Origin of the sequence: Mesorhizobium kowhaii, from assembly GCF_003253745.1 — a bacterium.
Taxonomy (GTDB): domain Bacteria; phylum Pseudomonadota; class Alphaproteobacteria; order Rhizobiales; family Rhizobiaceae; genus Mesorhizobium; species Mesorhizobium kowhaii.
In genome coordinates this window covers 24,507-31,032 of sequence record NZ_MZXV01000057.1, presented here as the reverse complement: position 1 = coordinate 31,032, position 6,526 = coordinate 24,507, and the positions used below count along the sequence as shown (strand labels likewise).

Here is a 6,526-nt window from a genome sequence, read left to right as displayed (position 1 = left end):
CAAACGTCTCGTCTACGATGCTCAAGTCGCCAGTGCCGGAGACATAGTGGATATCGACGGGGCTGGAGTAAACATAGCCGATCGCATCCGCCCGCTTGATCAGTCCCTTTTTGTCCATGACTTCGAAATATTTTACATGTGGACCGCGCAGGGTTGGATTCGTGAAAGGCCCCACCTCAAGGGTTGATTTGTGACCAACAAGGGAAGCGAGATCGTTTCGGTTGAACTCTGGCGGAGCGGCGTCCATCTCAAGTTCCTTTACTGGTCGCATGAGTGAAATTGTGAGACCGGCTACCAATCATGGTCGGTCACGGGAATCAATCGCGACCTGGGGATTGCGCTGACGGTGTGGACGGTGCCCTGGCGGCATCTGGTTCGCGTGGTGACCTGCGCCAGGATGGACGCTCCTACCCGGCGTCGATTTCAGCCTGTAACGCCTCCATATGCGTCGCTGCCGCGGCAGAAGCCGCACGCTCGATGGCGCGGAAGCGGCTGACCACCGCAAGGCCCACCGACGTCAGTTGCGCGCCGCCGCCTTTGCGACCACCGGTCTGTGCCGCCACCAGTGGCTTGCCGAACACCCGGTTCATGTCCTCGACCAGGTCCCAGGCGTGCTTGTAGGACATTTCCATGCCACGCGCGGCGGCAGAGATCGAGCCGAAGGCGGCGATCTGCTCCAGAAGCTCGACTTTGCCCGGTCCGATGCGGCCGTCGGGGTCGAGATTTATCCGCAAGCTCAGCGACGGCATTTTTTCTCCTCCGCGGTCACGTCCGATCCCATACTAGAAGCTCTTCAGCGATACCGCTATTCCAAAAAAACATAGCGATGGTCAACCATCCGCTTCGACGGGCAGGCCGGCGCCGGTGTTTGCCCGGTCGAAGCTCACCGTCTTGACCACCGCGAAAACCTTGCCGCCGAGCTGAAGCTTCAGCCCCTGCCGCGACTGCTCGGTGATACGGGCAAGCACGGTTGCGCCGTTGCAGTCGATGCCGACCTCAACTGTGGCGCCCTCGCCCGGGTTGATGGCGACGATCGTGCCCGGCAGAATGTTGAGCGCGCTGAGGCCTGTCGGTTTCTCCGTTGCGATCATCACGTCGCGGGCGCGGATGCGGATGCGCACACGCGCTCCTGTCTTCATCGCCAACCGCGGCACCCGGATCTCTCCGGCGGCCGAGCCGAGCACGGTCATGCCAAAAATCTCGTCATGCCGCAGCACCTTCGTGTCCAGCACGGCGCCGCCCTCGCCGCGCTCCTCCGCCGGCAACAGGTCGAGCCTTTGCATCACCGCTTCGGTCGGGCCGCTGGCGATGACATTGCCTTGCGCCAGCGTCACCACGTCGCTGGCCAGCCGCGCCACCTCGGCAACCGAATGGCTGACATAGACGATCGGGATTTTCGTCTCGTCGCGCAGCCGCTCGATATAGGGCAGGATCTCGGCCTTGCGCGCCTCGTCGAGCGAGGCCAGCGGTTCGTCCATGAGCAGCAATCTGGGGCTGGCCAGCAACGCCCGGCCGATCGCCACGCGCTGCTTCTCGCCGCCCGAGAGCTTTGCCGGTCGCCTGTCCAGCAGCGGGCCAATGCCGAGCAATTCGACAACGGCATCCATCTCGGCGTAGCGCTCCGTTGCAGGCGTGAACCAGCGGCCATAGCGCAAATTGCTGGCCACGCTCATATGCGGAAACAGGCGCGCATCCTGGAACACCATGCCGATGCGGCGCTTGTGCTTCGGCACGAAAATGCCAGCGCCCGTGTCGACCAGCACGCGGCCATCGACCTCGATACGCCCTTTGCCGGGCCGGATCAGCCCGGCGATCATATTGATCAGCGTCGTCTTGCCGGACCCGGAGGGTCCGAACAAGGCCGTCAGCCGCCCGGCGCTCTCGAAGCGCACGTCGAGGCTGAAATCGCCGAGGCGATGGCTGATGTCGACGAGGACGGTCATTCAATGTCCATCCGCCGGCCGACACGCCGTGCCAGCACCTCCGACGCGACCAGTGCGGCCATCGAGATGACAATGGAGATCAGCGTCAGCCTGAGCGCGCCTTCATCACCGCCCGGCACTTGCGTGAAGGTGTAGATCGCCGACGGCAGCGTCTGCGTCTCGTTGGGGATGTTGGACACGAAGGTGATGGTCGCGCCGAACTCGCCCATCGCCTTGGCGAAGGACAGGATGGCGCCGGCGATCAGCCCGGGCAGGATCAGCGGCAGCGTGATGGTAGCGAACACCCAATAGGGATTTGCGCCGAGCGTTCCCGCCGCCGCTTCCATCTTGCGATCCACCGCCTCGATCGACAGCCGGATCGCCCGCACCATCAGGGGAAAGCCCATGACGCCGCAAGCCAGCGCCGCTCCCGTCCAGCGAAACGAGAAGACGATGCCGAAATGCTCGGCCAGGAAGGCGCCGGCCGGGCCACGCTTGCCAAAGGTCAGCAGCAGCAGATAGCCCGTCACCACCGGCGGCAGGATCAGTGGCAGATGCACCAGGCCATTGAGCAGCGTCTTGCCCCAGAATTGTCCTCGGGCAAGCAGCAGCGCGATCAATATGCCTGGCGGCAGGCTGGCGAGCATCGCCACCGTCGCAACCTTAATGGACAGCCGGACCGCATTCCATTCGTCGGGAGTGAGGTCCAGCAGCCAGGTCATGCGTTGGTTTCGTACCTCAATTGCTCGGCGTCAGGACAGTAAAACCCTGCTCCTTGAACAGCGCACCGGCCTTGGCCGACTGCAGGCATTTCAGGAAAGCCGGCGTATCCTTGTCCTTCGAATCGGCGGTCTGGGCAACCGGATAGATGATCGGCGGATGCGAATCCTCCGGGAAGGTGCCGACCACCTTGACACCCTTTTCGGCATGCGCGTCGGTGGCGTAGACAATGCCGAGCGGGGCTTCGCCGGTCGAAACCAGCTTCAGCGCCGCGCGCACATTCTCGGCCTGCGCCACCTTGCCTTCGACCGACGACCAGACGCCAAGCGATTCAAGCGCGGCCTTGCCGTATTTGCCGGCCGGCACAGCCTTGAAGTCGCCCATGGCCAGCTTGCCGTCGCCAATCAGCTTGGCAAGGTCAAAACCCTTCTCGATCTTGGTTTCAACCGTCGAGTCCTTCGGCGCCACCAGCACGATCTCGTTGCCGAGCAGCTTCACTTCGGTGTCCGGCTTGGTCAGCTTCTTGTCGGAGAGATACTTCATCCAGTCGAGGTCGGCCGAAATGAAGGCGTCGGCAGGTGCGCCGCCCTCGATCTGCTTGGCCAGCGCCGAGCTTGCGGCGTAAGAGACGGTAGCGGCTTCGCCGACATCGGCCTCGCATGCCTTGTTCACCGCATCGAGCGCGTCCTTGAGGCTGGCCGCGGCAAACACCACCATCTTGTCTTCCGCATGCGCGGCCGGCACTGCCGCCATCACCGTCGCCGCAAAACCACCAATGGCGATCGCCCTCAATCCGAAACCTTTGCGCGTCATGGAAAACTCTCCCTGGGTTTGAAATCCGATCGGCTCGAAGCCTGTCGACCGATATATCCGCATGAATATAACAAGGGAAGGCCCGGTACCCCTGTGCGACATCGATTGTTCTGGTAAGACGGGCAAAGAAACCTTGGAAAGGAACTCCGATGAAGATCAGCGCCCGCAACATCCTCAAGGGAACGATCACCGAGATCGTCAAGGGAGCCACCACCTCGCATGTCAGGATCGACATCGGTGGCGGCGCTGTCGTCACAGCCTCGATCACCAACGAGGCCGTCGCCGATCTCAAGCTCGAAAAGGGCAAGCAGGCCTATGCCGTGGTCAAGGCTTCGGACGTGATGGTCGGCATCGACTGAACGGTGCCAATTTCGAGGTTGGGTAAAGCGCTGGCTCAGACCGCGATGGGCGCCTTGATCGATGCATCGGCGACGTAGTTTTCCAGCCGGAAATCCTCGAAGCGGAAGGCGAAGAGGTCCTTCACCTCGGGATTGATCCACATCGTCGGCAGCGCCCTCGGCGTGCGCCGCAACTGTTCGCGCGCCTGTTCGAAATGGTTCGAGTAAAGATGCGCGTCACCGAGCGTGTGGACGAAGTCACCTGGCTTCAGCCCGGTCACCTGCGCCACCATCAGCGTCAGCAGCGCGTAGGAAGCGATGTTGAACGGCACGCCGAGGAAGATATCGGCTGAGCGCTGGTAGAGCTGGCAGGAAAGCCGCCCTTCCGAAACGTAGAACTGGAACAGGCAATGGCATGGCGGCAATGCCATGGCTTCCACCTCAGCCGGATTCCAGGCCGAAACGATCAACCGCCGCGATTGAGGATTGCGGCGTATCTCCTTCAAAAGATTCGCTATCTGGTCGATGGAACCGCCATGGCCATCCGGCCACGAGCGCCACTGCTTGCCGTAGACCGGGCCGAGATCACCATTCTCGTCGGCCCATTCGTCCCAGATCGAAACGCCAAGGTCGGTGAGGTACTTGATGTTGGTGTCGCCGGCCAGGAACCACAGGAGTTCATGGATGATCGACTTGAGATGCAGCTTCTTGGTGGTGGTGACGGGAAAGCCGCGCGCCAGATCGAAACGCATCTGGTAGCCGAACACGGAGCGCGTGCCGGTGCCGGTGCGGTCGCCGCGATCGGCACCATTGTCCAGTACATGCTGCAAGAGGTCGAGATATTGGCGCATCGGTTTCCGGCTCGATTCGAGATTTCACCAATCATAGCGCATGTGCGCGCTGACGCCACGCTTGTCTGAAATCTTCCCCGGCGAAGAGACCTTTTCAGAATTCGCTCTGGCGAGTCGAATAGCGTGGTTTTCGAGAACCGGAGCGGAGCGTACTTAAAGTACGTGAGCACCGCGCATGACCCCGAAAATCGGAATCGATTTTCGGAAAGGATCATGCGCAAAATCAAAAAGTGCTACAGCGTACTTTGCGCGTCCGAAAGGGCGCGCGGCGCTGTAGTAAGCGCAGAAAACCGCGCTAGTCGGCCGCTAGAGTAGAACTATCAGAGGTCTCAGAGGGAGCCGAGCTTGCCCAGATCCTTGGCAACCAGGTAATAGAAAGTCACCCGGTTCTTGGTGTTGTCAGCGGCCATCGCCTTGCAGACCTTTTCGATCGACGCGTCAGCCTTCTTGTCGTCTGATATGCCAAGCTTCTTCGACACCCAGCCCGCCTTGACGCGGTCGAGTTCCTTCGGGTCGGTGCAGGACACCAGCGAGGAATCGCGGTTCCTGAGCGCAATGCCCAGGTGCTTCACGATCTTGTCGACCACGTCGGCGCTTGCCGCGGCGTCGTATTTCTTCACGTCTGCAAGATAGTCGGCCATCAAAATTCCCCTCGTCGGCGCCACGGTTCCGATCGATGAGGGCTGTGGCGCGCTGCTGCAACTTGTGCGCTAGGTCGGTAACTCCTCACCGTCGCAAAGCTTCGGTTGAGACCGCGTCCAAGTCAACCCTTGGCGACGTGGTTTTGGCGTGGGGACAAAGTGCCATTGCGGCCTTTCATTTCTCGCGATGGCCCCCTATATTCGTTTTGTCGGCTTGACCGACTATGGCGATAAATGGGCGATGAAATAAGCCGTTCGGACCCGGGGGCGGTACCCGGCGCCTCCACCAAAAGCCGCTATTGAGAACAGGGCGGTTTTTGCTGGGGGCGAAATAGGATCGACGAAGGTGTAAAGATCGTACTTTTGCCCGGCATGGTACCACCGTCATCGGGCTAAACCTGTAGTTGCAAATGACAACTATGCGGAAGCACGTCTCGCCGCGTAAGCGGTGCGATAGCTTCAATTCAAGCCCTAGGGGTTCGCACTTCTAGGCGGGGTTCGGAGGTACCTGGCAACAGAAACCTCCACTTCTCCCCTCCTTCAATATGCGTCACGCGCAACGGCAGCGACCTTCGCACGGCTTTCGGCCGCGAAGGCACCGCTGAGTGCACCCCCTCTCCATGGACAAAAGATGCAAAACGATTCCGATCGATTCTTCGTGCTGACCGGCGGTCCCGGTTCCGGCAAGACGACCTTGATCGAAGCCTTGTGCCAGGCAGGCTTTGGCACCTCGGTCGAAGCCGGCCGCGGCATCATCCGCGGCCAGTCCGCCATAGGCGGGACTGCCTTGCCCTGGCACGATCGCGCGCTGTTTGCCGAGTTGATGCTGTCGTGGGAGATACGCTCCTACCAGGCCGCGTGCGAACAGACGGGCCCGGTCTTTTTCGATCGCGGCGTGCCGGACACGCTTGGCTATCTCAAGCTGAGCGGCCTGCCGGTACCCAGCCATGTCGAATCCGCCGCCGAACGCTTCCGCTATGCCAGCCGCGTCTTCATCGCACCGCCGTGGCAGGAGATCTTTACGCAGGATGCCGAACGAAAGCAGACGCTCGACGAGGCGGCGCGCACCTATCATGCGCTGGTCAATACCTACACCGAACTGGGCTATGAACTGGTTCCGCTGCCTTTGGCGCCGGTTGAGGTTCGGCTGCGCTTTGTTCTGGCCGAGGCAGGATTGATATGAAAAAGGCCGGGCAAGCCCGGCCTTTTCGTTTCTATCTGTATGAGGTGCTTATTCCGCT

The 6,526-nt window shown here is 61.2% G+C and carries 8 protein-coding genes, 1 other RNA gene and 1 pseudogene; 3 read left to right on the top strand and 7 right to left on the bottom strand.

Features of this window, described 5'->3' with window-relative positions; translation table 11 throughout:
* The 5 genes and pseudogenes from B5V02_RS27815 to modA all read right to left on the bottom strand — a co-directional run.
* Nucleotides 1-247: pseudogene (locus tag B5V02_RS27815) on the bottom strand (hypothetical protein); the annotation flags it as partial.
* A 160-nt stretch (nt 248-407) separates the two neighbouring features.
* Nucleotides 408-749 carry a winged helix-turn-helix domain-containing protein gene (locus tag B5V02_RS27810; RefSeq protein WP_111547265.1) on the bottom strand — a complete coding sequence of 114 codons (342 nt, stop codon included), beginning with the start codon at nt 747-749 and terminating at the stop codon, nt 408-410.
* Nucleotides 750-830: 81 nt separating this feature from the next.
* Nucleotides 831-1,943 (bottom strand): molybdenum ABC transporter ATP-binding protein, encoded by a 1,113-nt coding sequence (gene modC, locus B5V02_RS27805; protein ID WP_111547264.1) that lies wholly within the window; start codon nt 1,941-1,943, stop codon nt 831-833.
* The gene (gene modB / locus B5V02_RS27800; protein WP_111547263.1) at nt 1,940-2,644 is read right to left on the bottom strand and encodes a molybdate ABC transporter permease subunit; all 705 of its coding nucleotides are present in this window, start codon (nt 2,642-2,644) and stop codon (nt 1,940-1,942) included. Before modB ends, modC begins: the two co-directional genes overlap by 4 nt.
* 16 nt (nt 2,645-2,660) lie before the next feature.
* Nucleotides 2,661-3,455, bottom strand: a complete 795-nt coding sequence (gene modA, locus B5V02_RS27795) for a molybdate ABC transporter substrate-binding protein (RefSeq protein WP_111547262.1) — start codon at nt 3,453-3,455, stop codon at nt 2,661-2,663.
* A 149-nt stretch (nt 3,456-3,604) separates the two neighbouring features.
* Here modA and B5V02_RS27790 point away from each other — a divergent pair, with 149 nt between their 5' ends.
* Entirely contained in the window at nt 3,605-3,814 is a 210-nt protein-coding gene (locus B5V02_RS27790) for a TOBE domain-containing protein (protein ID WP_111547261.1), read from the top strand.
* 35 nt (nt 3,815-3,849) lie between these two features.
* Here B5V02_RS27790 and B5V02_RS27785 read toward each other — a convergent pair whose 3' ends face one another.
* Both B5V02_RS27785 and B5V02_RS27780 read right to left on the bottom strand, forming a co-directional pair.
* Nucleotides 3,850-4,644 (bottom strand): thymidylate synthase, encoded by a 795-nt coding sequence (locus B5V02_RS27785; protein WP_111547260.1) that lies wholly within the window; start codon nt 4,642-4,644, stop codon nt 3,850-3,852.
* Between the two features lie 329 nt (nt 4,645-4,973).
* Nucleotides 4,974-5,285, bottom strand: a complete 312-nt coding sequence (locus B5V02_RS27780; RefSeq protein ID WP_095087099.1) for a DUF2853 family protein — start codon at nt 5,283-5,285, stop codon at nt 4,974-4,976.
* 169 nt (nt 5,286-5,454) lie between these two features.
* Here B5V02_RS27780 and ssrA point away from each other — a divergent pair.
* Nucleotides 5,455-5,814, top strand: a transfer-messenger RNA (tmRNA) gene (gene ssrA / locus B5V02_RS27775).
* A gap of 102 nt (nt 5,815-5,916) precedes the next feature.
* Nucleotides 5,917-6,468, top strand: coding sequence for an AAA family ATPase (locus B5V02_RS27770; protein ID WP_111547259.1), 552 nt, complete (start codon nt 5,917-5,919; stop codon nt 6,466-6,468).
* Nucleotides 6,469-6,526 lie beyond the last annotated feature (58 nt).